Here is a 26,557-nt window from a genome sequence, read left to right as displayed (position 1 = left end):
ACTCGAAATAATAATGTAATATTTTTTTATAATAAATCAATATTTTGAATGCTATTTACAAGTGTAGAAATAACCTGATCAATATCCTCTTGTGAAATATTCAATGGTGGTGAAAGTGCTAAGACATTGTTAAAACCAGCAACTGTTGCTCCATTTTTCCCTATTAAGACGCCATTCTTTTTGCAATCTGCAATAACAGCATTAACTTTCTCAGCAGCTAATGGTTGTTTTGTTGTTTTGTCAGCGACGAGTTCAATACCGATTAATAGGCCTTTCCCTCGAATGTTGCCGACATTTGGATGTTCGTCAAGTTTTTCATGAAGTGTTGCTAGAACTTCAGCACCTTTTATCGCAGATTGCTCAAATAGCCCTTCACGTTCAAAAATTTCAATGTTTTTCAATGCTACTGCACAAGAAACTGGAGAACCACCGAAAGTATTCACATGTCGGAAATAATCATATGCATCTGTTCCAGTAAATGCTTCGAAAATTTCACGTTTTACAGCTGTTGCTGAAAGCGGTAAATATGCACTTGTAATCCCTTTTGCCATTGTGACGATATCAGGTTGAACATCGTAATTCATAAATCCAAATGGTTTACCAGTGCGACCAAATCCACAAATAACTTCATCAACAATCATTAGTGCGCCGTGCTTTTTACATACAGCTTGAATCCCTTTTAAATAATTGTCTGGAGGCATGATAACACCGCCACCTGTAATGATAGGTTCAAGTATCATTGCGGCAATTGTTTCGCTATACTCCCATGTCATTGTTTGATTCACAGCCTGAACACTTGCTAATTGTTCAGGTGGAATGGATGGATCTTCTGGTTGACGATACAAATCAGGAGGAGCAACATGGATAAAGCCAGGTGCAAGAGGCTCGTATTTATATTTGCGCTCTGCCTGACCTGTTGCAGATAATGCTCCAATTGAGCTACCGTGGTAAGCACGATAGCGTGATATGATCTTATAGCGAGAGCTTTCACCTTTTTGTTGGTGATATTGGCGCGCAATTTTAAATGCAGTTTCATTTGCTTCGGAACCACTATTTGAGAAGAATACGACATAGCCACCTCCTAGCATGTCGTTGATTTTCTCTGCCAGTTCTACTGCAGGAACATGGCCTTGTGAAAGAGGAGAATAGGGATTTCTCAACATTTGATCATAAGCAGCTTTTGCTATTTCTTCACGACCGTATCCAACATTAACACACCATAAGCCAGCCATCGCATCAATATATTTGTTTCCATCTGTATCGACTACAGTTGCACCATATGAATCCTTTACAACATACGTTGCTTTAGGATTATAGGGCTTCATAGAATGCCAAACATATTGCTCATCTTTTTCTAGGATTTCATTATTCATGTTCGTCTTAACCACAAGTCTTCACTCCTTTAGTTCATGAATTCGGATAAGTTAAAGCTCACTTTACTCATTTGGTTTCAATTCATCATTACTAGGGAAGGCAAATGAAGTTGTTGTATCTTCTGTTTCATCCGGCCATCTTTCAGAAATGGTTTTTGCTTTTGTGAAGAAACGAGCTTGGTCTGGTCCAAACATATGACCTTCACCAAATTTAGAACGTTTCCAACCACCAAAATTATGATAGCCAACTGGAATTGGAATAGGTACATTAACACCAACCATTCCTACTTCAATTTCTTCTTGGAACTTACGAGCAGCGGGACCACTGTTTGTGAAAATTGTTACACCGTTACCAAGCTCATGATCATTTATCAGGTCAATAGCTTGTTGTAAAGTTTCTACTCCAACTACAATACGAGCAGGTCCAAACACTTCTTCTTTGAAAATGGTCATTTCTGGTTTTACATCATGAAGTAAAGTTGGTCCCAAATAGAATCCCTTGGATGTTTCGCAAATAGTTGGTTCCCGACCATCAACAGCAAGGCTAGCACCTTCTTCAAGTGCAAGATTGATATGTTTAATAATGTTTTCTTTCGACTGTTTTGTAATAACAGGCCCAAAATCTACTTCTGGATCTGTATAAGGTCCAACTTTTAAGGTAGCGATTTTTTCTTTTAAGATTTCGATGAATTTTTTCTCCGTTTCGACACCAACTGCAATGGCACCTGAAATCGCCATACAGCGTTGTGAAGCTGCACCATATGCTGCTCCTAGGAAGGCATTAGCAGTTTGTTCAAGGTTGGCATCCGGCATAACGATCATAAAGTTTTTACCGCCACCAAATGCAGCAACACGTTTATTGTGTTTTGTACCCGTTTGATAAATATATTCTGCAACAGGGGTAGAGCCGACAAATGAAATCGCTTGGATTGTTTTGTTTTCTAACAGCTCATTTACAGCATCTTTATCTCCATTGATAACTGTCCAGACGCCGTTAGGTAATCCTGCTTCTTTCCACAAATTACTTAAATATAATGCTGAAATTGGCACACGTTCTGATGGTTTTAGAATGACTGCATTACCAACTGCAACAGCCATACTTGTAATTGCAAGTGGTACCATAACAGGGAAGTTAAACGGGGCAATACAAGCTACAACACCTAATGGTGATTTTGCAGAAAAAGCGTTAATATTCCCACCAACATTTACAGAGTACTCACCTTTTAACATTTGTGGTGCAGCAATTGCCATATCAACGGATTCAATACCACGGACAATTTCACCTTTTGCATCTTCTCTTGTTTTGCCACTTTCTTCACAAATTAGATCAATTAGTTCTTCTTGTCGTTCAACTAACAACTGACGGAAACGATAAACGACTTCAACGCGTTTACCAATCGAAGTGTTTTTCCATCCTGGAAACGCTTTCTTAGCAAGTTCTATTGCGTTTTGAACTTCTTCTTTGGTAGCTAGTGGTACTTGAGCAATCACTTCACCAGTTGATGGGTTAAAAACTTCTGAATAGCGAGAACTTATGCCATTTACTTCTTCACCGTTAATAAAATGAGCTAATGTTTTTACTTTTTGTTCAACTGTCATAATAAAAGCACCTCTTCCTAAAAATTCGATTTAATTATTTTTTATTTCGCATTATGCGAGAAGTAAGCCTCCACTGAAGGAACTTTCACTTTATATCTAGATTTTCATTGTTGAAAATAGAACTATTTTCTTCTTCAATTACATTCGCTTTACGTTGAGTAAACAAATAAGCTAACAGTACAAAAATAACAATCACACATGTAAATAAAATCTGAGAACGCATTGAATCAATGAAGAACATGGCGATTAAAAGTGCAGATGTCACAAGGATTGTGAAGTATGTGAGATACGGGAACAACCACATTTTTATAGTTAATAATTGCGGATTTTTCTGTTCTATTTTGCGTCGCATACGAAGTTGAGAAATCGAAATAATTAAATATAAAATTAACGTAATGGCACTGCAAGAGTTAACCAAGAACAAAAATACTTTATCTGGTGATACATAATTCATAATTACAGCGATGTAAGAAAAGAATGTTGCTGCTAAAATTGCGTTTACAGGAGCACCTCTTTTGTTCAATTTTAAGAATGATTTAGGTGCTTCTCCTTTTTGTGCTAAAGAAAATACCATTCGTGATGTAGCATAAAGAGCTGAATTCAAACAAGAAAGAACGGCTGTTAATACGACAAAATTCATAATCTGTGCAGCTGCTGGAATACCGATATAGTCAAGTACTGCTACGTATGGGCTTGTTAAAATATTCGATGAATCCCATGGGAGAAGGGTAACAACAACAGCTATTGACCCTATATAGAAGAGTAAGATTCTCCATGTAATTGAATTTGTTGCTTTTCTTACCGCGGCGTGAGGCTCCTTTGATTCACCGGCAGCAATCGCAACAATTTCTGTCCCCATAAAGGAGAAAATAACAATCACAATTCCCATAAGTACAGCACCGAATCCATTTGGCATAAATCCACCTTGCCCGATTAAATTCGTCGTACCAACCGCTTCAAAATTGGGCACAATGCCTAATATGATAAATGCCCCCATTGCTAAAAAAACAATAATACTTACAACTTTAATCAGTGAAAACCAATATTCAAACTCCCCAAATGCTTTGACGGAAAGAATATTAGTAGCAGTTAAAGCAACTGTTAAGAGCAAACTGAGAAACCACAAAGGTATACCGTCATACCAATATTGAATAATTGCAGCAGCTGCAGTTGCTTCAAGTGCTATGGCAATTACCCAGAAAAACCAGTACAACCAACCAATCATAAATCCTGCCCAAGGACCAATCGCTTCATGTGCATAATGTGCAAATGATCCACTTGTAGGATTCACTGAAGCCATTTCGCCAAGCATCCGCATGACTAGAACAACAATCATTCCTGCGAAAACATAGGACAAAATGGCACCAGGTCCAGCGAGATGAATAACAGATCCACTCCCCATAAATAGACCTGCACCAATTACACCAGCAATAGCGATCATTGTCATATGACGTTTTTTTAATCCTTTTTGCAATTGATTCTGTTCCTGCATTGTACTCACCCCTTACTGTTTTTGGAATTATTGTTCGATTTAAGTCTATCAATTTTTCGATGCAAGACGAATAGACAAAACGTTAAATAAAAACGGGATAAGTTTTACTAATCGTAAAAAGTGTTGAGATAATGTAAAATAGAAAAAAACGACTTTAACTAGAATAATAATGAATTTAATAGTAGGGAAACACTTTTGAATGCGATTGGGGGGTTGCAAGATGAATCAATATTCGCTACAAGTGAAAGATGCAATGAAGAGTCCACATTTTAAAAGTGCAGAAGTGATTGCGGGAGCAAATGGATTACACAAAATATTCAAATGGGTTCATGTTGTGGAGATTGTTCAAATTGAAAATTTATTAGCTGGACATGAACTGATTTTAACAACAGGTATAAGTTTAAAAGAAAGTGTTCAGCAATTTGAAATTTTTGTAGAATCATTGATTAAAGCTGACTGTTCCGGTTTATGTATCGAGTACGGAAGTTATATTCAATCAATCCCTGAGGAAATTATTTCATTGGCAAATACCCATGACTTTCCCATTATTGTTTTTCATGAAGTCGTATCGTTCGTTAGTATTACACAGGATTTACATAGTTCGATTATGAATCAACAGTATTTAATGATCTCTACACTTGAAGCGTATTCGCAACAGCTTAATAAGAGTGCTTTACGAGATCAAAATATTGAAGGAATATTAAAAAATATGCATCAGCATATCAACAGTCAAATCATGCTTAACATTCATGGGAGAGAGCCAATATTTTATCCCAATATGGCACATGAAAAACGTCAAGTTTTTCTAAATAGGCTAGAAATTGAGGGAAATAACTATCTGATAAAACGTCAACCCATTTTTATCTTAGATCAGCATTATGCTGATGTAACAATTTTTAAAGAAAATGGTGTCTTTACTGAATTTGAGATGTTGATATTTGATCGTACGACTACAGCACTTGCTCAGATTTTAATGCGTGCATTTTATATTGAGGAAAAACGAGACATTGAAGATGCACAAACGTTATCCTATTGGATTGATGATAAGTTATCAAAAGAAGAAATCTATAAATATGTGCTGTCGCAACATGCCAATTATGAAAATAATGGTGGTACGGTATTTATTTTATCCTCTCCTCAGTCAATTCAGAAATCTCATGAAGATATTGTTTATAGTAAACTGTATTATCGTAATTTATTTGAACGAAATGGGTTTTTGCCATTCTTACACGAACGTAAAAGCTATATTGTATTTATATTATTGAATAAGCAGGGTTTACAAACAACCAGACTTTATTTACAAAAAGTAATTAAAGTATTAAAGGACTCTGAATTTTACCTAAAGCAACAGAAAAAGGGCTACCAATTTGCAGTTGGTAAAATTGTCTCTTGTATTTCAGAAATCTCAAAGAGTTATCAAACCGCATTAGACACACTTTATATATGTCGTAAAGTAAAGACGACATCTTATTTTTACGATGATTTGCATCTATTTCACTTAATCTACAAACTGCAAATGCAAGTGAATTTAAAGGAGGTCGTCAATGATTATCTCCAACCCATCATTGAGTACGACAAACAACATAATGGTCGATTAATGGAAACATTAGAAGTATATTTACAGACAAATGCTTCAAAGCAAGAAACAGCAAAGCAGCTCTTTATTGTTCGTCAAACACTATATCATCGTTTAAAAAAACTGGAGACTCTGCTAGGAAAAGAGTTTATGTCTGGCCATAACCGACTTACATTGGAGTTTATGTTTCTCGCAAAAACATTAATTGAAGGTTCAGAGGAAATAAAGTGAATCATCTGTGTGATTAATAGAGACTAAACTGCATAGAATTCAGAATGAAATCATATTTTTATAAATTTCCCCATACTATTTTACTACCCTAAATAGATTGACATCTTATAAGTTACCTAATTACGATTAATATGAATTTTCTAAAAATTCTTTTAATTGAGTAACTTAAAGCTTATAAGGGAATAGACCAATTGAGGAGGTAATCTCATGTATACGTGTAACAAGAGTAGACTTGAAGAATTACTTAATGAGTTTAGTTCATTTGGCAAGACACCTAACAATGGTGTAACAAGGCTTTGTTTCTCACAAGAAGATGTACAGGCGAGAAATAATTTTCGAAAGTGCTGTGAAGAATTAGGGTTAGATGTGGTGTGGGACGATATGGGGAATATGTATGCGACACTTGAAGGAAAAAAGGATATCCCTCCAATCGTTATTGGCTCACATCTAGACTCGGTTGAAAAAGGTGGACGGTTTGATGGAGTATTAGGCGTTTTAACTGGACTTGAGGTTGTGAAAACATTAATGGAACATAAAGAAGAGCTGGAAGCACCTATTATTGTGATGAATTTTACAAATGAAGAAGGGGCAAGATTTGATCCAGCCATGATGAGTTCAGGCGTACTAGCAAATAAGTTTGATAAAGAAAAAATGCTATATTCGAAGGATAAAAATGGAGTGACATTTAAAGAAGCACTTGAAGCAAGTGGCTATGTTGGTAAAGAGTCGAATCGATTAAAGAAAGCGCTTGCATATTTGGAGTTGCATATAGAACAAGGTCCTGTTCTTGAGAGTGAACAGCTTGAAATTGGGGTTGTTGAAGGTGTTCTTGGAATGGTGTGTTATGAAATAACGATTACTGGTGAGTCAAATCATGCAGGTACCACACCGATGAACCTACGAAATGATCCTTTCTTTTTAGCGACAGATTTAATAACAGAAATGCGAAAAAAACTAAATAAAATTGATGATGCGCTTGTTTATACAATGGGGCGTGTTCATGTAACACCAAATATTCATACAGTAATCCCTAATAAGGTGGTATTTACGTTAGAAGCACGCCATCAAGATCCAGCAAAGATAAAAGAAGTAGAAGAGGTCATCTTCAGTTTACCTGAAGAACAAGCGGGATGTAGTGTATCCTTTGAAAAGTTATGGAGTCGAGATACCGTTCAATTTGATGAATCCATTTGTAGTCTTATTCAAAATGCATGTGAGGAATATAGTTATACGTTCAAACGTATGTATAGCGGTGCAGGGCACGATGCACAATTCATCGCAAGTTATATTCCATCAGCTATGATTTTCGTACCAAGTGTCAATGGCAAAAGTCATTGTGAAGAAGAGTTAACAAGCTTTGAAGATTGTGCAAAAGGGGCAAATGTTTTACTGCGTACAGTACTTGCTTTACAAAAAAATTGTCCTAAACAAGAATTGAAAACATTGTAAAGGAGCAAAAACAGTATGAAAAAAATTATTACAGGTGGAACAATTGTAACAGCAGCTGACCAGTATCGAGCAGATTTGTTGATAGAAAACGGGAAAATTACAGAAATTGGACAAGGTATTCAAGCTGAAGATGCTGAAATCATCGATGCTACAGGAAAATATGTATTTCCAGGTGGAATTGATCCACACACACACTTAGACATGCCATTTAATAACACTGTAACAGATGATGATTGGGAATCTGGAACGATTGCGGCTGCCTTTGGAGGTACTACTACAATACTTGATTTCTGCTTAACTACTGGTAAAGCAAGATTACTAGACGCGGTAGATAAATGGCATGAAAAAGCAAAAGACAAAGCAGTGATCGATTATGGCTTTCATTTGATGATTGCAGATTTAACAGAAGATACGTTAAAACAGCTTCCAGAAGCATTAGAGATTGCTGGTATTAATTCTGTAAAAGTCTTTTTAGCTTATGCAAAGGAATTCCAAGCGACAGACCGTACATTATTCCAAGCATTTAAAGTAGGAAAAGAAAAAGATGCTATTGTAATGGTGCATTGTGAAAATGGTTCTGTAATCGATGAACTTGTAGAAGAAGCAAAAGCATTAGGGCACACAGAACCCATTTATCATGCGCTTACAAGACCACCCCAATTAGAAGGTGAGGCTACAAAACGTGCAATTGAGTTAGCAAACCTTGCAGGTGCCAAGCTATATGTCGTACATGTCACATGTAAAGAAGCAGTAGATGAAATTATACGTGCACGTGAAAAAGGCTATCAAGTCTATGGTGAAACATGTCCTCCTTATTTAGTACTCGATCAAACAGCATTAGAAAAACCAAATTTTGAAGGAGCAAAATATGTTTGGTCACCGCCATTACGGCCAAAAGAACATCAGGAAGTACTTTGGAATGCTTTAAAAGCAAAACAATTACAAACCATTGGTTCTGACCAATGCTCATTTAGTTTTAATGGAAAAAAACAACTTGGTAAAGAAGATTTCTCGAAAATTCCAAATGGCGGACCATTTATTGAAGATCGCCTAAGTGTTCTCTATTCTGAAGGGGTTGCAAAGGGACGAATAACATTAAATGAATTTGTTGATATGGTATCAACAAGTGCTGCTAAAACATTTGGATTATTCCCACAAAAAGGAACTATTGCAATCGGCACAGATGCAGATTTAGTCTTATTTGATCCAAATGTGGAGCGAGTGATTTCAGCGGAAACACATCATATGAATGTGGATTACAATGCATTTGAAGGTCTAAAAGTAAAAGGTGAGCCAGTTAGTGTATTTAGCCGTGGAGAATTTGTTATTAGAGACAAAGAGTTTGTTGGGAAACTTGGAAGAGGACAATATATTCGACGTGAAGTAAAAAAAGAAGGAAAGCCAGTTATTACAAAATAAAACACAACAAAATAACGGGGGAGATAGCTATGAAAGAGTTGAGCTCATTAGAAAAGAATTTTGATGAAGCATATAGTGGTTTAACACCATACGCTGCTCTTGAAGAAGCAAACCGATGTTTATTTTGCTACGATGCGCCGTGTATTCAAGCATGTCCAACAAGTATCAATATACCAAGCTTTATCAAGAAAATTGCATCAGGAAATTTAAAAGGTTCAGCCAAAGTCATTTTGGATGCAAATCCAGTTGGTGCTAGTTGTGCACGTGTTTGCCCAACAGAAGAACTTTGTGAAGGAGCATGTGTGCTTAATCATGCAGAAAAGCCTATTAAAATTGGTGATTTACAGCGCCATGCAACGGATTGGGCTATGGCAAATGATGTGACATTATTTGAAGCAGCACCAAGCAATGGTAAGAAAATAGCGATTATCGGTAGTGGACCTACAGGATTATCTGCGGCCCGAGAATTACGAAGATTAGGGTATGCTGTTACCATTTATGAGGCAGAAGAAGAGGCGGGAGGATTGAATCAGTATGGTATCGTTTCGTTCCGTCTTCCTCAGCACATCGTACAATGGGAAGTAGAACAAGTGAAAAAAATGGGAGTAGAAATTAAAACCAATCATCGAGTTGGAAATACTATCTCAGTTGATGAACTAATCAATAACTATGATCGTATTTTGCTAGCGGTTGGTATGAATACAGTACCATTGCTTGGAATTGAAGGAGAAACATTAAATGGTGTGTACGATGCCATTGATTTTGTAAAAAGCACGAAGAGTATAATTACAAATGATTTAATAGATAAAAGGGTAGCTGTTATTGGTGCAGGTAATACAGCAATTGATGCAGCTACCTGTTCGGTTCGTTTAGGAGCAGCACAAGTACAAATTATTTATAGAAGAACAGCAAATGAAATGACAGCCTATCCTTTTGAATATGATTTTGCCAAACAAGAAGGTGTTGAATTCCGCTGGTTATCCTTGCCTAAACGAATTATTGGTGATGATCAAGGCAATGTCATTGGATTAGAATGCGTCAAAATGGAGTTAGGTGAAGAAGTAGATGGAAAAGCAAAACTCCATGAAACAAAGGATTCTAATTATATTATTCAAGTAGATGCCGTTATTCGAGCAATCGGACAAACTCGTCATACACCATTCATTGATCAGTTAGGTCTTGAGCATCATCAAGGAATTGTAGAAGTTGATCACACAACGTTACAAACATCTAACCCAAAAATTTTCGCATGTGGCGATGTCATTTATGGAAATGGTTATGGCGATGCTACTGTTGTATCAGCTGCACAACAAGGAAAAGATTGTGCATACGCAATTCATCGACAATTCAAAAGTGTAACCGAAATCGCGTAATTCCTTGAGGGGGGACTATTATGGCAGATTTACGAATTAACTTAGCTGGTATTGAATCACCCAATCCATTTTGGCTTGCATCTGCACCACCAACAAATTCAGGTTATCAGGTGCAACGTGCGTTTGAAGCAGGTTGGGGTGGAGCTGTGTGGAAAACCTTAGGGGACCCTATTTTAAATGTTTCATCTCGCTTTGCAGCAGTAAGCTTTAATGGCAGTCGTGTAGCAGGTTTTAATAATATTGAATTAATCACGGATCGTCCTTTAGATGTCAATTTAAAAGAAATCTATGAAACAAAAAAGAGATTTCCGAATCACACCATTATTGCATCGCTGATGGTCGAGCCAAAACAGGATAAATGGCATGAAATTGTAAAGCGTGTAGAAGCTGTTGGCGTAGATGGCTTTGAACTGAATTTCGGCTGTCCGCATGGGATGGCAGAGCGTGGAATGGGGTCTGCATCTGGTCAAGTACCAGCTCTTGTTGAAAAACAAACGACCTGGGCGAAAGAAGTTGCAACTAAACCTGTAATCGTCAAGTTGACGCCAAATATTACAGACATAACGGTTACAGCAGAAGCTGCCGTACAAGGTGGTGCTGATGCAATCAGTATGATAAATACGATCAATAGCTTAGTGGGTGTTGACCTAAATACCTGGAATACCATCCCACATGTTGCGGGAAAAGGTGCACATGGAGGTTACTGTGGTCCTGCTGTCAAACCTATTGCATTGAATATGGTCGGAGAATGTGCAAGAAATGCCCGTATAAATGTACCGATTTCAGGTATCGGTGGTATTTCAAATTGGCAAGATGCAGCTGAATTCATCTTAATGGGGGCGACAGGTGTGCAAGTATGCACAGCCGCAATGCATCATGGATTTAATATAGTGGAAGATATGATTGATGGATTAAACAATTACTTGGATGATAAAGGACTAGCGTCTGTTATGGAGTTAGTGGGGCGTTCTGTACCGAAGTACTCAGATTGGGGTGATCTTGATCTCAATTATAAAATTGTCGCGAATATTAACAATGATGTGTGTATTAATTGTAACAAGTGTCATATTGCATGTGAAGACACTTCACATCAATGTATTGAGCGTTATACGGATGAGCTTACTGGGAAACCGATGCTTAGAGTTCGTGAAGAAGATTGTGTTGGATGTAATTTATGTTCGATTGTGTGTCCAGCAGATGGAGCAATAACAATGAAAGAATTACCTCATACTGTACCAGCTATGACATGGAATGAGCGCCAAGCAATGCTTAAATCATTTGCAAATAATTAACCGATTCAAAAATGCAAGACTGCCAATCTCTAAAGCCAAAGGACTATTCGAATATGGAGGTAATCTGAAAATGAGCAATAACAATGATTATTTGAAGTCTCCAGATTTGTTGCCAATTACTCATGATGAGCGAAAGATTAGTGCATTTGGATTTTCAGTTATTTGGATTGGAATGGCGATAGTACTTGCAGCATTTGCAATTGGTGCAGCAGGCATTGTCCATTTATCAATGCCTATGTTAATTGTCGCAACTTTAGTAGGATCTGTTTTAATTGGAATTTTTATGGTGCTGATAGGTGATATTGGTGTTGAACACGGTCTCTCTTTTCCCGTATATATGCGTGCGCCTTTTGGTACAATCGGAACACATTTGCCTTCATTAGCACGTGGATTCACAGCATCATGTTGGTTTGGAATTAATACGTACTTCGGTGCACTTGCCATTAATGGCATTTTAAATATTTTATTTGGTTTCGATAACTGGTTCCTCTGTTTTCTTTTATTTGCCGCACTTCAACTGTTTAATACATCATTGGGGATTAAATCCATCGAACGATTTGCTGATTTAGCAGCTCCAATCATAATTTTAATTTCTTGTTGGATGTATGCAACATTAGCAGATAAAGCAGAAGCGGCAGGAAAGAGCGTTTGGTCTTGGGTGGAATCACCAACAACAGGTATGGCAACCTTTACGGCTTTTATGATTGTGGTAATGGCAAATATGGGTTTTTGGGCAACACTTGCTGCAGATATGCCTACCTTATCTCGCTTTTTTAAAGCACCTGCCAATGAAAGAAATTGGTTTAAACGTAATAAGACTCAACTTGTAGGTTCTTTAATCATAATGCCGATTGTCAATACGTTTATGATTGTCATAGGTGGAGTATGTTATATGGCAGTTGCATCAGCAGATCCGATTAATGCATTGCAACAATCAGCAAGTGGTTTTATCTTAGCGATCCTTCTATTAATGATTGTGTTAGCGCAATGGTCAACAAATACATCAGCAAATGTAATCCCAGCAGCTACGATTTTCTCAAATATCGGTGGTCCACGCGTGCCTTTCTGGGTTGGTGTAGTGATAGCCGGTATAATCGGAACTTTATCGCAACCATGGAGTTTATTTGAAATGCTAAATTCTGTCCTTCTAATTATTGGTGGAATCTTAACATCCATTGTAGGGATTCTATTTGCTGATTATTATTTATTGCGTAGAAGACGTATTAATGTTCAAGGTCTATATGAAGCAAATGGCCAATTCAGATATTTAGGAGGCTTTAATCTAGCAGGATTGATTTCATGGATAATTGGTGGGATTATTGCAAATATCTTCCCAACCTATTCATCGTTGATCGGTTTTATCGTGGGAGCTGTTTTATATTATATTCTTGCAAAATATTGGTGGTTTAAAAAATATCCACAACAAGAATTACTGGATCCAGATGATCGTAAATATTTAGGAATAACAGTTGGAAAAAGCTGGACGATTGAACCTTATGTAGAACCATCTTTTGTTCCTGAAATTACGCAAAAAACTTCAAGCGAAGTTAAACAGCAGTAGAGGAGAGAGTCTATGTCTGAATATGTGCAAGTCGCTTCAGAGATTGCGCAACTAAATGCGCTATTCGATCAACATTATCTCATTGAATCGATTACCGAAAACTTAGATGGCGCTCAAGTAGTTCTTGGATATGAAAATGTCCAAACAGAATTGAACATATCAACAGCTGAAGCTCGTAAGTATCTGTCGGTTAAATTACAAGAACAATTATATAAACAACTACAATAATTATTATAAATAATAATTTTCCAAGGCTATAGTCATATTTAGAATGGCTATAGCTTTTTATATTAATGAGAGAAATTATTCCCAATTATTAATCAAAGATTAAAAAATATATAAATATAATATAAAACACTAAAAAAGAGTGAATAGAAGGGGAATTATCTAAATAAGAAAAAAGAATCAAATAGTTTATAGACAAATAATTAAATTGAACTTGTTGGAATTTGTCGAATGTAAAATAATGTTAAAGTTTTTAAGGAAATAGTGATATGATTTATCATTTTTAAAGTTAAATTAACAAACTAAATTTAGTTGAATTTTAAAAAAAGTACTTTTGGCTAATATTTAGAATCATTCTAATTATATTACATTAAGCTTGCTATATAAGGATTCTATGTGTTTTAACAATCTGATTTCAATTCGAGATTTAAGGTATATCAATATAATTTGGATTGACTAACTAATTCTATTTAAATAAACTAATTTTGTAACAAAATACCAATATTTTATATGAATGACAATTAAATGTGATAAGGAGCTGGTAATAGTGGCAGGACAAATTCGTATGACCCCACAAGAACTAAAAAATAGAGCGAGAAAATATGGTTCAAGTGGTGAGCAAATTAACACCATGTTAGGTGAATTAAATGGATTGCAAAATCAATTGCGTTCTGAATGGGAAGGTAAAGCTTTTCAACAATTCGATGCTCAATTTGAACAATTAAGACCAAAAGTAGAGAGCTTTAGAGATCTACTTTTTGCTATAAAGGACCAACTAGATCACACTGCTGACGCGGTAGAACAACACGACCTACAGCTTTCTAAAAACTTCGGACTACAATAACCCAAATTGTATATTCAAAGAAGGTTCAGTTCGCTAATCGATTGACACAAATAGTAGTATATCTACTAATATACTTTGAGTAGTTTAGGGACCGTTGAATAATCGACGGTCCTATTATCTTTATTAGACTTAATGAGGTGTAGAAATGACAAAAAAAAATCGTTTGCCACTTTTTATCGTTTTAGTTCTGCTTCTTGCAGGAATAATTGCATACATACCATTTTCTTCTGTAACAAAGGACAAAACAGAGAAAGCAGATTTCAAGATGGACGTTGCAGTGGTTAATCTAGATGAACCCATAGAATATCAAGGCAAAACATACAACTTTGGAGAAGAATTTAAAAAGAGTTTAGAAAACGATTATACACATAGATTTCATTTAGTCGATGCTGCTGAAGCAGAGGATGGAATTTTAGATAAACGTTATAACATGGCTATTACTATTCCAAACGACTTTACGAAACGAGCACTGTCAATTGACAATGTAAGTCCAGAACCCATTAAACTTTCTTATAAATTAAATGAATCAAACAATGAAATTACAAAAGCACAGGCTCAAAAAATTGCCGGAGAATTATTAAATTCTTTTAATAAAAAAGTTATTGACGTCTTTTTTGCAAGTGTAATTGGAAACCTACAGACCGCTCAAAAAAATGTAAAAAGCATAGTAAAAAAACAAGATCAATTAACTTCAATATATGCCACCAAAATCAATGATCCTATAAAAGAATATACAAATAATTTAACTCAAATTAATGAGAATACCAATTTTACAAAAGATGCTTTTAATGGACTTAACAAAGAGTTAAACACTTTTCAACAAAATGCAAAGGACAGTTTAGACAGTGCTTCAACTAATAGCCAAATAATGGCGACAATGCAAGAATATCTGGAGAAAGGTAATGATACTTTTAACAATCTTACGAATCTTATCAATGATAGTAATGATCAAGTCTCTGTAGATAATGCAGAAGAAAAACTCCAAAGTATAAATGATGAACAAAAATTGCTGAGTCTAAAACTTGAAAAGGATATGTCTCTCGTTACATCTAATATTGCAACCAACTTAACTTCGACACAAGAGAATATTAATCAATATACTGTATCTTTAAAGAAAAGAATTGATGAAGACATTTCAAAAGAAGTTTCTGATTTAGTAAATGAAACTTTAAACGATGCATTATCTACACCAGAAAATACAGCTAAAATCAACACTTTGTTTTTAGCACCTAAAACAAATATTGAAAACAACATATTACAAACCATTGATCAACTACCTTCTTTGGATGAAGAACAAGTAAAAAATTTAGACGTTTCTGAATCAACGAAAGATCAATTATCTAAAATAATTTTCGCAGCTAAGAAATATGCGAAAGAAAAAAATCATTCCTATTCAACGGATGGTCAATTTTCAATTCAGTATTATATAGAGCAAATGAAAAACAAACTAATGACAGAAGGTACTGTATTTTCAGATGAAATGAAAATCCCGGCACAAGAAGCTGGTAATAGAATACTAATCATTAATGCTCCAAAAGGATTTGTTACGAAGAATGTTGTTTTAACACTACCAGATGGAAAAATTTTAAATATAGAGCCAGGCGTTATTGATTTACCGGCAATATCAAAGGGGAAAATAAAAGTTTCTACTACATTTGTTTTAGCTGATAACAGTGTAGATATTTTTTCACCTTTAAATTGGAGTTGGACTTTAAAAAAACATGAAGAAAATATAACTGCTGTCAACCATCATGACATTACGCGGATATCTGTTTCAAAGAATGAAGACAATTCTCAAAAAGAGCTAAATAATACCGCTGAATCTACTGAAGATCAAAGCCTTCAAAAAGATGAAAACTTAGAGTTAAAGAAAGAAGAGCAAGTTAACCCAAAAAACAATACAAATGAAAATACACCCATTATAAAGAAAGAAGAGCAGAACAATCAAAAAGCAAAGACTAAGTCTGTTGAAACAAAATCAAATGATACAAACCAAACAAAAACAATTACAAATGAAATTATTCATCATGAAATTACATCAACTCTAGCAACACAGGAGGAAATTCCAGATCAAGTTGCTAAATCTATTTGGAACTATCAACGATTACAAGCACTATTTAGTTTATATTTTGATATTGATGTTACAAATCCAGACCAATTTTCACAGTTAAATAACGGTTCGTTTGAAAAAATAGGTAGTTCAAACACTAACTCTTTGTATTATGCGTTATCAAATAAAGGTATGAAAGCATTTATCATTTCTATGGTTAAAAAATCATTAATTGAGCAAACAACTGCAAAGCTCTCAGAGGATTTGAAAGCCATCAATAATAAAGTAATAGGTTATAACGAAGAAATATCGAACATCTTAAAAAATTTCCCAACGCTAATTAAACAAACAGAAGAAGCAACAGTAACCGCAAAAAAACAAAATGATGAAATTAAAAAGCTTGTTCCTGTTGCGCAACAATGGAAAGATACGAGTAACCAATTAGTTGAATCCAGTTCACTAGTGGCAGAAACCAATGAAAAAGAGGGGCAAGTTAGTATTGATTTAGATGGGGGAATAAGCGATTTACTTTTAAACAGTAGTAATGTGGCTGAAGAAGCAGAAGCAGCTAATTTACAAGCGAGTTCTGTATTTGATTCATTTGATGGGATCAATGAAAAAGCAAGACAAATAAAAAGTGGTGGACATGAACTATCAAATAAAGCAGATCAGTTAGCAAATGATTTAGTGAAAAAAGTATCAAATGATAATGACTATGCGATGAATTTTAGCAATGTATTAGCTAATAGTAAAATTGGAAATGCACCGAATGAGGAATTATACGATTTCTTATCTAATCCAATTAATATGACAAAGCAATCAATTGATAATACGCGTGATACAAGAACTACATTTTATTTGATCGTGATTGCTTCATTTTTAGCATTATTTACTGCTTATGTAATGTCAGGATTTAAACAGTTTGTATTTAAAAAATCAGATTTCGAAAATGCAGAAGAACAAAGTCTATATGCTAAAAACTTCCCAATCTCTGTGTTTACCACTTCAATCGCTATAATCGAAGGGTTAATAGTGGGAACAGTTTCATTAATGGCTTACAAGGAAATTGAGATTTCATCAGTTATTTGGATGATAGTTATAACCTTATTAATGACGTTACTAGTTCTTGCTGCTACTTACTTATTACGACAATTCAAAATGATTGGTATGTTTATCATTTTAGTCATAATCAGTATGTACCTATTCTTTACGGAAGCGCTTGGTTTTGATTTTGAGCGATCACAGACTATTCATCAAGTTTCACTTTTATCACCTCTACATTATTTAGAAAATAATATTTCTAATATTATAAATGGTACTAGTAGCGGAGTGATAATAATCGGAATTATGTTTATTCTTACCATTCTTTTCTTTATTCTCAATTTATTTGTTTTAAAGAGAATATCTCCGAAAGAAGTGAATGCGAATGAAGTATAAATGGATAGGGGTTTTAATCATTTGTTGTGCAATCGTTTTTCCAAGTTTACCTGCACAAGCAAATGAAGACAATGGACAATTAAAAATTGATATTAATCGGATCAATGAAGACAAGACTAAAAATGATTCTACAGATAATTTGGTAGAAGGAACAGATGATCTTTTTACCGATGACAGTATTAAAGTAGAAAACTATTTAAAACATAATGAACAAATGCAGGAGAAAAACACATTAAATTCACTATTTCAAAAAGATTACATGGGTAACCCAAATACAAATATATCAACCGCTACAATTCAGTTATTTCAAGAGAAATTATCGGTGACTAATATACAACAGGAAAATTCAAAAACGGAGAGTTTAGCTGATCGCTGGCTCTTCATCACTATGATTACAATCATCATCATTCTATTATGCATAGGACTTTTCTTATCACTAAGGAAACTAAATGTAGGTGAATCAAATGGATAAACATAAACGAATCACAATTGACTTTTCAAAGTCTGGTGGAAATACCTACGATTTGGTCATTTCGACGAAAATGACCGTAAAACAGTTATTATTCGCTCTTTCTACAAGTCTGCAAGAACAAATTAATAGTAATAGTGTTATTAGGTTACCTTTAAAACAAATAACACTTCAACCAGAAGATCAATTACTAGATTGTTCGATTTCAAATGGTGAACTCCTCATCGTTGAAAATGAGCTAACTAAAAGGGGTATTATGCATGGAAAATAAACTAAAATTCGGTGAAATGGAGCTGTCCTTGAAAAAAGAAGAGAATCAGCATATCTTGACTCTGCCACTTGCAGAAACATCTATTCAAGCCGAACATGAGTTGCATCTTTTAAATCAGGATACGAGTATTTTTTTGCCTTTAGATGCAAGAGTAGCTGGAGATACGATTGAATTTGAATATACATTAGAAGGCTTCCAATCTTTTGACAATATCAAAAAATTAGAGAGAGTTGATCAATTACGTTTACTCTATAATATTGGCAGGTTTTCAAAACTCCTAAATGGAAGAACAACAGTTATATTGAATCCAAATAATTTAGTTTATGACCTCAATTTAATGCCTTTTATGATATATAGAGGAATCAAAAATATCTTACCACCTCTAGATCATTCAACTGATGAATTCCTTAAAGCGTATAAATGTATTGCAATTGCAACATTTTCAACTGAGTATCAATTTGAAGATTTGATGAAGGGAGCACTTACTCGAGCAACATCTACTTCATTTGAAAAGGCTGTACAACAAGCAGAAAAGATAGAAGTCCTTCAATCTTTGCTATTTGAATATTACGAAAAAGAAAAAAGGAAAACGCTAAAACAGTTTCAAAAAGTTTCTAAAAACAAATTTAAAGGATTTAAAATTGCCACTCTATCTTTGTCAATCCTAAGTATTATTCTGTTATCACTTGTTCTTTATGCATTTAGCTCAAAAATTCCAATAGAAGAGTTATATAACGAAGCAAATGCATCATTTATAAATGAAAATTATGTAGATGTGAAAGAGCAATTAAAAGAACTAAACCTTGATCAGCTCCCAAAAAGTATAAAAAAAATGTATGCTATTTCGAGTGTAAAAACGAGTGGTTTAACAGAAGAACAAAAAACAAATTCAATAAATTCCATTGCCTCTATTTCTGATGATCGATTATTAAGTTATTGGATTAATATTGCTCGAAATAATTTTAGTGAAAGTTTGAAACTTGCACATAGCTTGGATGTAAATGATTTAACAAAATATAGTTTAATCCTTTATCAAAACCAACTGAAGAAGAATACAACTATGGATCAAGATAAAAAGGATCGAAAATTAAATGAAATCGAAAGTGAATTGCAAGCAATCCAAGATAAAGAAGAAGCAGCGAAAAAGGAAGCTGAGTCCGAAACTCAAAAAGTAATGGAAGAAAAACAAAAGCAAGAACAACTAGCAGAACAACAAAAGTTAGAAAATCAAAAGAAACAAAAAGAGGCAAAGAAAATAGAAGAGAAAAAGAACAAAGAGTAGGAGGTGAATATAGTGCGCTATATTTTAACAGTAGTAGACGGCGAATCCTTTCATCGTTATGAATTGAAAGAACAGCAACAAGAACAAATAGTGATTGGTCCAGATTTAAAAGCGACTATTACCGTTTCCTCTCTGCAAATGGCTATTCAATGCAATTGGAATGGAAAGGAATTATTCGTTAACAATGATTTGCTTGAATTTGATCAAAAACAAGTCATCTCATCTATCAGCTTGACCTTAATAAGAGCAGAGGACAGGTATTATGACTTAATGGATTCTCCACTTTGGACGATTGGAAACGAAGATGATGATTCAGTTCTATCTAAGCTTCCAGGCAGAATTATTATTCAAAAAGTAAAAAAACAGGAGTACAAGTTTTCTGTAATTCGTGGTCCATTCTATGTGAACAATAAAAAGGAAATTGAAGGTAGTTTTCAAGATGGAGATTTACTTTTTATCAATAATATACTAATGTCCATTTACGACGATATTTTAATCATTACTTGTGCAGAAAATAGCTGCAAGATTCAGTTACCACTTATTACATCTAAACTACCTGAATATAAAAATACCTATCACCGCTCACCACGAGTAAGATATCATCAACCGGATGATGATAAAGTGATTGCTACACCACCGTCACGTCCAACAAAACCTAGTGAGCAATTAGGCAGAATTATAGTACCACCTCTTGTTATGATGGCTGCCATGTTACTTGTTTCGATTTTCAGACCAACTGGAATTTATATTGTTGTTATGTTGTCTATGACAATTGTAACAGTAGTATATGCCATTCTATCTTATATTCGAAATGTCAAAAAGTATAAAAAGGATATGAAAGAGCGGGATGTAAAGTTTAACGCGTATTTGCGTGAAAAATCTAAGGAATTATATGAAGCTCAAAATGACCAATATAATGCTCTTCTGTATCATTATCCTTCTGTACCTGAGTTAGTGGAGTTACTACGAAAGCAGTCCGCAAGGATGTATGAAAAAACACCATTTCATAATGATTTTTTGTTTTATCGCTTAGGTGAAGGAAAAGTTGATGCTAGTTATCCTATTAAGATAAATAAAGAGGAATTTACGCTTGAAGAAGATCCTTTAATGGAAAAAGCCATTCAATTAGAAAATCAATACAATCATATTGAAAAAGTACCAATTGTAGTAGATTTGGTCAATGGAGCCGTTGGGTATATTGGTAAACGACCACTTGTTCTTCAACAGCTTAAACAAATGATTGCACAGTTGGCATTTTTCCATAGTTACCATGAAGTTCAAATGATCATGGTTTTTAAGGAACATGAAAAAAAACAATGGGATTGGATGCGTTGGCTTCCACATGCAAGTCTTCAAGCAATCAATGTTCGCTCATTTGTATATCATGAACGCTCTAGAGATCAAGTTATGAACTCACTTTACCAAATACTTAAAGATCGTAAACAACAAGTTGAAAAGAATAATTCCTCTAGAAAAGCAAGTGCCTTTATCCCACAACTTGTCATTGTTATTACAGATGAAACAATAATCATGGATCATACAATCATGGAATTACTGCAAGAAGATTGCCGAGAATTAGGTGTTTCAGTGATTTATGTACAAGATGTTTTAGAATCATTACCAGAGCATATTTCAACTGTAATTCGAATCAAAGATTCTACAACAGGTGAGTTATTTATTCAAAATGAGGAACTAAAAAGGCAAACCTTTGAACTTAGTCAAGATGTTTCGGATGATTTACTCGAAGAACTAGCAAGAAGATTAGCTGCATATGAGCATCTTCAAAATTTAGAAACTCGTATACCTGAAAGCATCACATTTATGGAGATGTACGGTATTACAACTGTTCAAGAATTACAAATAGCATCAAGATGGCAAAGTCACAAACCCTATAAGAGTCTAGCAGTACCACTAGGGGTTAGAGGTAAGGATGATATCGTATTTTTGAACTTACATGAAAAGGCACATGGTCCTCATGGTCTTGTAGCAGGTACAACTGGTTCTGGTAAATCTGAAATTATTCAATCATATATTTTGTCATTAGCCACAAATTTCCACCCATACAACATCGGTTTTCTTTTAATTGACTATAAAGGTGGAGGAATGGCGAATCTATTCAAAGATTTACCGCATTTACTTGGTGTCATTACAAACTTAGATGGTGCACAATCCATGCGTGCATTAGCTTCGATAAAAGCAGAACTTAGAAGAAGACAGCATATATTTGGCAAAAATGAAATCAATCATATTCATCAATATCAAAAGCTATATGAAGACCATAAAGTGAAAGAACCGATGCCAGAGCTCTTTATTATTTCGGATGAATTTGCGGAGTTAAAGGCTGAACAACCAGAATTTATGAAAGAACTTGTATCAACTGCCCGGATTGGTCGTTCACTTGGCATTCATTTAATTCTTGCAACTCAAAAACCAAGTGGGGTAGTCGATGACCAAATCTGGTCTAACTCGAAATTTAAATTGGCCTTAAAAGTGCAAAACGAAAGTGATTCAAACGAAGTATTGAAAACTAAAGATGCTGCTGATATTACTCAACCGGGTAGGGCCTATTTACAAGTAGGGAATAACGAAGTTTATGAACTGTTCCAAAGTGCTTGGAGTGGAGCTACATACAAAGGAAATCAATTGGTCGAAGACGTTGAAGATTTTACAATTTACAGTATAAATGATCTTGGTCAATTTGAAGTGTTAACTGAAGACCTAAGTGGATTAACACATAAAGACTTACCGAAACAACAATGGACGGAGCTAGAAGCAGTAATTGAAGAAATTCATGAAACAGCGTTATCTCAACAGATTAAAGCATTACCAAGGCCATGGCTACCACCTTTGAAAGAAAGAATTAGTCGTTTTGATCTTGAACATCAATTATTAGAAACAACTCATTTAGTCGCTCAAATCGGAATGCTTGATTTACCACATGAACAACTGCAAAAACCATTCACTCTAGATTTCATGAAAGATGGTCATGTTGCAATTTTTGCTAGCCCTGGGTTTGGAAAAAGTACTATGTTACAAACTATAGCAATGGAAATAGCAGATCACTATACACCAGAAGAAGTTCATTTCTATTTACTTGATTTTGGTACAAATGGGTTATTACCATTATCAAAGCTTCCTCATGCAGCAGATATGATTCGATTAGATGAAGAACAAAAAATGCAAAAATGGATAAAACGAGTTTCCGGTATTATTAAAAAAAGGAAAAAGTTATTGAGCGAATATGGAGTTCCTAATTCAGCAATGTATAAAGATTTAACGCATGAAGTCTTACCAGATATTGTGATTTTTATTGATGTAATGGACGCAGTAAGTGAATCATCATTAAAAGATGAATTCGATGAACTTATGACGAAAATCGCACGAGATGGTGTAGGACTTGGTATATTCCTAGTTTTAACAGCTAGTCGACAGCTAGCAATACGAACACCCATATTAATAAATATAAAAACTCAAATAGCTCTGTATATGATTGATCAAACAGAAAGTAGAGGTATTATGGGGAAATCGGATGTTGCAATAGAGGAAATAGCAGGACGTGCTCTTATCAAGTTAGATGATGTAACACTAATGCAAGTGGCAATGCCTGCGAATGGTGAGGATGATCTTCAAGTATCTGAAAACCTAAGAAGTCATATTGAACATATAAGTCGTAATTGGAATGGAAAGATACCTGCCGCAATTCCGATGGTTCCAGAACATGTTACAGAAGAATTCTTCCTTGCATTACCTTCCGTTAAACAGTCATATGTTGAAAATAGATTGCCATTTGCAGTTGATCTGGAAAATGTAGAAGCGGTATCTTTAGATTTCAATTCTCAACAACATCTTTTAGTAATTGCTGATACTGAACGAAGATTTAAGCAAGCATATGAAGCGATTTTATATACAATAGAACATTCTACAATTTCACCACAATTATTAATTGTGGATCAGGTAACAGCGAAGTTCAGCTCATTAAAAAGAGATAACTATCAATATATCCAAAAACCGGATGATACAACAGCGCTAATCGAACAATTATTGGAAGCACAGCAAGCTCGTCAAGAAACGTATGTTGAACAACGAGAAGATGGTATCTCTTCATTAAGGGAATATATACAACAGCTAAGTCCAATTATTGTTTTGTTCACGGACATGGAAGCTATTAATAATCAATTGTCATCGACTTCACAATCTCAGTTGGCAAAAGTAATTTCAGAAGGTGCAAATTATGGAATTCATCTGATTTTTGGTATGAATAGTCAAATGACTAGAAGTTACGATGAGACTTCAACAGCCATGAAGAAATTAAACACTGCTATTTCAATGGTTCGTTTAAATGATCAATCTATAGTAGAAGTCCAAAGACCATATCGAGAAAAAGAATTGAGTGCATATGAAGCATATATGATTAGAGGAAATCATACTGAAAAAATTAAAATTTTATCGGAAACGAAAGTTGGGGTGTTGTAAATGGCATGGGAAGATTTGAATGTCTTTAACTGGGGGTTAAATGGTTATGAAATTAAAGCAAAAAAGTATCGTCAGCTTTCAAGACACTTATCAGAAGATCAAGATGATTTGGACGAAATAATAGATGATATTGAAGAAGCAACCAATAATTATAAAGAAGAACATCCAAATTTAAAAAATGAAGGATTCCCTGCATCTCTTTATAAATCAAAACAAGAAATTGTTGATACGAAAATGGAAGATATTATGGCTGATTTAAAAGGTGAAAAAACTACCTATTCAAATGCAATTTCTATTGCAAATGAACGTGCAGGCTATTATCAACGTTTGGCAGAAGAAGAACGTAGAAAAGAACGAGCAAAGGCTGCAAAGGAGGGATAGTATGTCCCAAAATGTTGAAATCAATGGAAGTCGTTTAAAAGAAGCGATCGAACAAGCGAACATTATTAAGCGTTCGTTGTATGATTCAAAAGCAAGTGCAGAAGGGTTTTCGAGTACATTAAGTGTTTCGCAATGGTCAGGTAAAGCAAAAGATGAGTTTCAAATTTTTTTAGACATTATTATTCAATATCATGATGATATTTGTACCGCTGCAGATCAAAATGTAGAGACATTAGAAAATCTAAAAAAACACATGGATGAACTATTAAATGAAGCTATTGTCAAAGATGTGGAGGGGATTGGATGACGGCACTTTATACCGCAGAAGAATTGTTACTACTGGCTTCTTCTTTTGATTGTAAAATGCTATTTGGTCTTCCTGATACTCAATTGCTCGTTATAAAAAATCGCCAAGGCTTTGAACAAGCAAAAACAAGTCTTGTCGATAAAAAACTATTAACTTCTGATGAAAAAATAACAAATGAAGGAGCTATAGTTATTGGGTTATTGGAACAATACGCATCTAGTAATCGATACATCCGTCTTGATAATCTTATGACAGCTTTTGGTCAAAACAATCACTTTATCACCATTAAATGGAGAGAAGATGGAAAATTCCAGCTATATGTTCATGAAGATATTGCTTTTCTAAAAAGAATTATGGAAGGATACCCATTATTTAGAAGAGAACCGTTGCCAGATGATTCAACTTATTTAAAGAAAACAATTCGTGTTGATGATGTAAAAAGTTATTTTGAAAAAGATACACCAACTGTACAACTAGAGTGTTTTACTATTGATTATATTGAAAAAACAACATCCAAAGAGCAGTGGATGTTCTTCGAAAATAATGGGAAGTTACAGGGAATTGATGTGAATAAAGAAACGGTCTATCAACTAAGTCAATATTTTCTTATGAAAAAAGTCTATGATTTCTATCGCTTTCCTTACAAGGAGGCTGACATAAGATGAGTAAAAAAATAGAAATGAACGTAGATGAAATGGTTTCATTTATCCAATACATTCAAAAAATTATGACAGAACTTGAAGAAAAGATGAAACCGGCTATTGAAGCCCTCAATGATATAGCGTTTTATGAACAAGGAAAAGCAAAAAAAATTATGGGTTCTTATGCAGATGCAAATAGTCGAATGTTAGAGCTAAATAATCTATATAGCCGTGCTTTTTCAGTAATCAACGACATTATGAACAGTATGATTGAAGAAGATCAAGCATTAGCAACTGAGATTGCTAAAGGATTGGGGCTGGTGGAAGAGTGAAGCTTCTCTATGAAGAAGATAAATGGTCAAAAGTCGCAAATGCATTATCTCATGTCAATGAAGCACATAAGTATGACAACAAATACGAGGATGCAGATGAGTTATTTAAAGATTCAAAGAAAGAGATTTCTGAAAAAGATGTTGATCATGCAATCTCTTTTACCCCTCAAGTTTATCAACCAGAAGCAAAACCGATTCGCCAAGACTATAAAAAACTGTATGATTATGCCAAAGGAATTGGTAAAATTATAGATGAAAAAGTAGATAGCCCTTTTTATAAATCCATTGATGGATATATACAAAAGATGGTGGACTTTAATGTAACGTCTTACAGTACAACCAATACGATTAACGTTCAAGAAGGATTCTTATTTTCAGGTGCGAAAGAGAAAATTACCCTAAATGATTTATACGAAGCCGATTCAACTTACTCCGCAAATCTGAAAACGGAGTATGAGGCATGGAAACTCAAAATCCTAA

Annotated in this window: 21 protein-coding genes; 18 read left to right on the top strand and 3 right to left on the bottom strand. The window is 34.6% G+C overall.

Going from position 1 to position 26,557, the window contains the following annotated elements:
* Positions 1 to 26: 26 nt before the first annotated feature.
* The 3 genes from CEF14_RS06485 to CEF14_RS06475 all read right to left on the bottom strand — a co-directional run bounded on the left by CEF14_RS06485 (position 27) and on the right by CEF14_RS06475 (position 4,464).
* Entirely contained in the window at positions 27 to 1,388 is a 1,362-nt protein-coding gene (locus CEF14_RS06485) for an aspartate aminotransferase family protein (protein ID WP_102692098.1), read from the bottom strand.
* Positions 1,389 to 1,436: 48 nt separating this feature from the next.
* Positions 1,437 to 2,972, bottom strand: a complete 1,536-nt coding sequence (locus tag CEF14_RS06480; RefSeq protein ID WP_102692097.1) for a CoA-acylating methylmalonate-semialdehyde dehydrogenase — start codon at positions 2,970 to 2,972, stop codon at positions 1,437 to 1,439.
* 85 nt (positions 2,973 to 3,057) lie between these two features.
* Entirely contained in the window at positions 3,058 to 4,464 is a 1,407-nt protein-coding gene (locus CEF14_RS06475; RefSeq protein ID WP_102692096.1) for an amino acid permease, read from the bottom strand.
* Between the two features lie 220 nt (positions 4,465 to 4,684).
* Between CEF14_RS06475 and CEF14_RS06470 the strand changes: the two genes are divergently transcribed.
* The 18 genes from CEF14_RS06470 to CEF14_RS06385 all read left to right on the top strand — a co-directional run.
* Positions 4,685 to 6,271: a PucR family transcriptional regulator gene (locus CEF14_RS06470; protein ID WP_102692095.1), complete on the top strand. Its 1,587-nt coding sequence runs from the start codon at positions 4,685 to 4,687 to the stop codon at positions 6,269 to 6,271.
* Positions 6,272 to 6,478: 207 nt separating this feature from the next.
* Positions 6,479 to 7,720 (top strand): Zn-dependent hydrolase, encoded by a 1,242-nt coding sequence (locus CEF14_RS06465; protein ID WP_102692094.1) that lies wholly within the window; start codon positions 6,479 to 6,481, stop codon positions 7,718 to 7,720.
* 15 nt (positions 7,721 to 7,735) lie between these two features.
* Positions 7,736 to 9,139 carry a dihydropyrimidinase gene (gene hydA, locus CEF14_RS06460; RefSeq protein WP_102692093.1) on the top strand — a complete coding sequence of 468 codons (1,404 nt, stop codon included), beginning with the start codon at positions 7,736 to 7,738 and terminating at the stop codon, positions 9,137 to 9,139.
* Positions 9,140 to 9,168: 29 nt separating this feature from the next.
* Positions 9,169 to 10,512 (top strand): NAD(P)-dependent oxidoreductase, encoded by a 1,344-nt coding sequence (locus CEF14_RS06455; protein ID WP_102692092.1) that lies wholly within the window; start codon positions 9,169 to 9,171, stop codon positions 10,510 to 10,512.
* Positions 10,513 to 10,532: 20 nt separating this feature from the next.
* A complete protein-coding gene (gene preA, locus CEF14_RS06450) occupies positions 10,533 to 11,804 on the top strand; it encodes an NAD-dependent dihydropyrimidine dehydrogenase subunit PreA (protein ID WP_102692091.1) in 1,272 nt (423 codons plus the stop codon).
* Between the two features lie 70 nt (positions 11,805 to 11,874).
* Positions 11,875 to 13,365, top strand: coding sequence for an NCS1 family transporter (locus tag CEF14_RS06445; RefSeq protein ID WP_102692090.1), 1,491 nt, complete (start codon positions 11,875 to 11,877; stop codon positions 13,363 to 13,365).
* A 12-nt stretch (positions 13,366 to 13,377) separates the two neighbouring features.
* Positions 13,378 to 13,593: a hypothetical protein gene (locus CEF14_RS06440; RefSeq protein WP_102692089.1), complete on the top strand. Its 216-nt coding sequence runs from the start codon at positions 13,378 to 13,380 to the stop codon at positions 13,591 to 13,593.
* Positions 13,594 to 14,137: 544 nt separating this feature from the next.
* A complete protein-coding gene (locus CEF14_RS06435; protein ID WP_102692088.1) occupies positions 14,138 to 14,434 on the top strand; it encodes a WXG100 family type VII secretion target in 297 nt (98 codons plus the stop codon).
* A gap of 145 nt (positions 14,435 to 14,579) precedes the next feature.
* A complete protein-coding gene (esaA, locus tag CEF14_RS06430; RefSeq protein ID WP_102692087.1) occupies positions 14,580 to 17,921 on the top strand; it encodes a type VII secretion protein EsaA in 3,342 nt (1,113 codons plus the stop codon).
* On the top strand, positions 17,911 to 18,393 hold the full coding sequence (essA, locus tag CEF14_RS06425) for a type VII secretion protein EssA (RefSeq protein WP_170061461.1): 483 nt from the start codon (positions 17,911 to 17,913) through the stop codon (positions 18,391 to 18,393). The genes esaA and essA overlap by 11 nt, the downstream gene beginning before the upstream one ends.
* Positions 18,386 to 18,661 (top strand): EsaB/YukD family protein, encoded by a 276-nt coding sequence (locus tag CEF14_RS06420; RefSeq protein WP_102692085.1) that lies wholly within the window; start codon positions 18,386 to 18,388, stop codon positions 18,659 to 18,661. Before essA ends, CEF14_RS06420 begins: the two co-directional genes overlap by 8 nt.
* Positions 18,651 to 19,943 (top strand): type VII secretion protein EssB, encoded by a 1,293-nt coding sequence (gene essB, locus CEF14_RS06415; RefSeq protein WP_102692084.1) that lies wholly within the window; start codon positions 18,651 to 18,653, stop codon positions 19,941 to 19,943. Before CEF14_RS06420 ends, essB begins: the two co-directional genes overlap by 11 nt.
* Positions 19,944 to 19,955: 12 nt before the next feature.
* Positions 19,956 to 24,416 (top strand): type VII secretion protein EssC, encoded by a 4,461-nt coding sequence (essC, locus tag CEF14_RS06410; RefSeq protein WP_170061460.1) that lies wholly within the window; start codon positions 19,956 to 19,958, stop codon positions 24,414 to 24,416.
* A complete protein-coding gene (locus CEF14_RS06405) occupies positions 24,417 to 24,797 on the top strand; it encodes a hypothetical protein (RefSeq protein WP_102692082.1) in 381 nt (126 codons plus the stop codon). It begins immediately after the preceding gene.
* A 1-nt stretch (position 24,798) separates the two neighbouring features.
* On the top strand, positions 24,799 to 25,104 hold the full coding sequence (locus tag CEF14_RS06400) for a WXG100 family type VII secretion target (protein WP_102692081.1): 306 nt from the start codon (positions 24,799 to 24,801) through the stop codon (positions 25,102 to 25,104).
* Positions 25,101 to 25,769, top strand: a complete 669-nt coding sequence (locus CEF14_RS06395) for a DUF5081 family protein (RefSeq protein WP_102692080.1) — start codon at positions 25,101 to 25,103, stop codon at positions 25,767 to 25,769. The genes CEF14_RS06400 and CEF14_RS06395 overlap by 4 nt, the downstream gene beginning before the upstream one ends.
* A complete protein-coding gene (locus CEF14_RS06390; RefSeq protein ID WP_102692079.1) occupies positions 25,766 to 26,077 on the top strand; it encodes a hypothetical protein in 312 nt (103 codons plus the stop codon). The genes CEF14_RS06395 and CEF14_RS06390 overlap by 4 nt, the downstream gene beginning before the upstream one ends.
* The coding region (locus CEF14_RS06385) for a hypothetical protein (protein WP_211284569.1) at positions 26,074 to 26,557 on the top strand (484 nt) is incomplete at its 3' end. The genes CEF14_RS06390 and CEF14_RS06385, both read left to right, overlap by 4 nt.

The organism is Rummeliibacillus pycnus (assembly GCF_002884495.1).
Classification (GTDB): domain Bacteria; phylum Bacillota; class Bacilli; order Bacillales_A; family Planococcaceae; genus Rummeliibacillus; species Rummeliibacillus pycnus.
The sequence above is the reverse complement of the archived record's forward strand: the minus strand, read 5'-3'. Positions and strand labels throughout refer to the sequence as shown.

Coding starts and splice junctions, on each gene's coding strand:
- CEF14_RS06480 (WP_102692097.1), bottom strand. CDS start 2,972: ATGACAGTTGAACAAAAAGTAAAAACATTAGCTCATTTTATTAACGGT.
- hydA (WP_102692093.1), top strand. CDS start 7,736: ATGAAAAAAATTATTACAGGTGGAACAATTGTAACAGCAGCTGACCAG.
- CEF14_RS06465 (WP_102692094.1), top strand. CDS start 6,479: ATGTATACGTGTAACAAGAGTAGACTTGAAGAATTACTTAATGAGTTT.
- CEF14_RS06395 (WP_102692080.1), top strand. CDS start 25,101: ATGACGGCACTTTATACCGCAGAAGAATTGTTACTACTGGCTTCTTCT.
- esaA (WP_102692087.1), top strand. CDS start 14,580: ATGACAAAAAAAAATCGTTTGCCACTTTTTATCGTTTTAGTTCTGCTT.
- CEF14_RS06440 (WP_102692089.1), top strand. CDS start 13,378: ATGTCTGAATATGTGCAAGTCGCTTCAGAGATTGCGCAACTAAATGCG.
- CEF14_RS06470 (WP_102692095.1), top strand. CDS start 4,685: ATGAATCAATATTCGCTACAAGTGAAAGATGCAATGAAGAGTCCACAT.
- essB (WP_102692084.1), top strand. CDS start 18,651: ATGGAAAATAAACTAAAATTCGGTGAAATGGAGCTGTCCTTGAAAAAA.
- CEF14_RS06445 (WP_102692090.1), top strand. CDS start 11,875: ATGAGCAATAACAATGATTATTTGAAGTCTCCAGATTTGTTGCCAATT.
- CEF14_RS06405 (WP_102692082.1), top strand. CDS start 24,417: ATGGCATGGGAAGATTTGAATGTCTTTAACTGGGGGTTAAATGGTTAT.
- CEF14_RS06420 (WP_102692085.1), top strand. CDS start 18,386: ATGGATAAACATAAACGAATCACAATTGACTTTTCAAAGTCTGGTGGA.
- essA (WP_170061461.1), top strand. CDS start 17,911: ATGAAGTATAAATGGATAGGGGTTTTAATCATTTGTTGTGCAATCGTT.
- CEF14_RS06390 (WP_102692079.1), top strand. CDS start 25,766: ATGAGTAAAAAAATAGAAATGAACGTAGATGAAATGGTTTCATTTATC.
- preA (WP_102692091.1), top strand. CDS start 10,533: ATGGCAGATTTACGAATTAACTTAGCTGGTATTGAATCACCCAATCCA.
- CEF14_RS06475 (WP_102692096.1), bottom strand. CDS start 4,464: ATGCAGGAACAGAATCAATTGCAAAAAGGATTAAAAAAACGTCATATG.
- CEF14_RS06400 (WP_102692081.1), top strand. CDS start 24,799: ATGTCCCAAAATGTTGAAATCAATGGAAGTCGTTTAAAAGAAGCGATC.
- CEF14_RS06455 (WP_102692092.1), top strand. CDS start 9,169: ATGAAAGAGTTGAGCTCATTAGAAAAGAATTTTGATGAAGCATATAGT.